Source organism: Campylobacter sp. LMG 17559 (assembly GCF_024723605.1).
Classification (GTDB): Bacteria; Campylobacterota; Campylobacteria; order Campylobacterales; family Campylobacteraceae; genus Campylobacter_D.
The window spans coordinates 1-1,051 of record NZ_JANQCZ010000042.1 but is presented as its reverse complement, the minus strand read 5'-3'; the positions used below and the strand labels follow the sequence as shown (position 1 = coordinate 1,051).

Annotated in this window: 1 protein-coding gene; it reads right to left on the bottom strand. The window is 26.9% G+C overall.

What is annotated here, in order from left to right; all coding sequences use genetic code 11:
- Positions 1–1,051 (bottom strand): hypothetical protein (locus CAMP5082_RS08205; RefSeq protein ID WP_337206428.1); only part of this gene is annotated, 1,051 nt, incomplete at both ends.

Here is a 1,051-nt window from a genome sequence, read left to right as displayed (position 1 = left end):
TAAAATACCCTGCTCCTAAATCTTTATATTTAAATTCTTTATAAGCACTTTTATAAACTTTAGCAATATTTTTTGGGATAATAAAATAAAGTTTGATTAAATTAGTATCAAAACTAAAATTTAATTCTTTAAATTCATAATCTTTACTAAAGTCTTGTTTGAATTGATTAAGAATATTAACATCTTCTATATCTTTTAAATCTTTTTGATCTATATTTAATTCACTTAAAGCTTTATTTTGTTCTTTTTTTTCATTATTGATCAAAAGATTATAGATAGGTAGGTTATCTTTTTGAAATCTATCACTTTTATAATGAAGTCTTATTATGGGCTCTTTTAGCTTTGTTTGGCTTTTGTTTTGTTTAACCAAGCCTTCCTTAGGATTAAAACTATGATCAAATTTAAACTTAGTAGGTACAAAGCTTACTTTTAAAGGAAAGCCTTTATCACTAATACAAGCTGAGATGAGTTCTTGTAAGATTGCGTATTCATTATTAACTTTCTTTTGAGATAAAGAGCCTTTAACATCTACTACCTTGGTGCAAGGATAGCTTACTTTTCCTATAGTATTAGGACAGCCACTTATGCTAGAATTAAGTAAATCACTTTCTAGCATAATAGGCACACCACTATCTTTAAAAGTTTTTCCTTTGTTTGATTGAAGTATGACTTTACCTCCATGGATACATTCTAGGTTTTGATTTTCTAAAAGGGCATGAAGTTTAGCTATAGCTTGTTTTTTATTTATTTGTATGGTTTTTTGTTCTTTTAGGGTATTTGAAATTAAGTCTTTATACTCTAAGCTTTGCTTGCTTAAGCATTCTAATTTGATATTTAAAGAATTTTCTATAATAGAATAATTAAGCAAGCAAAGTTCATCATTTTTATAAAAGATGCTAAGTTTTCCTTTGCCACTATCTTCATCTTTAGGAGAAAAATAATAACTAGGTGTATCTTGTTTTATGGCATTATCTTGATTTAATTCTCCAAAGTAAAAAGGATTGTTAGGAAGTTCACTTGAGCCTGTAAGGAGAGTGGAGTTTAAAAAGAT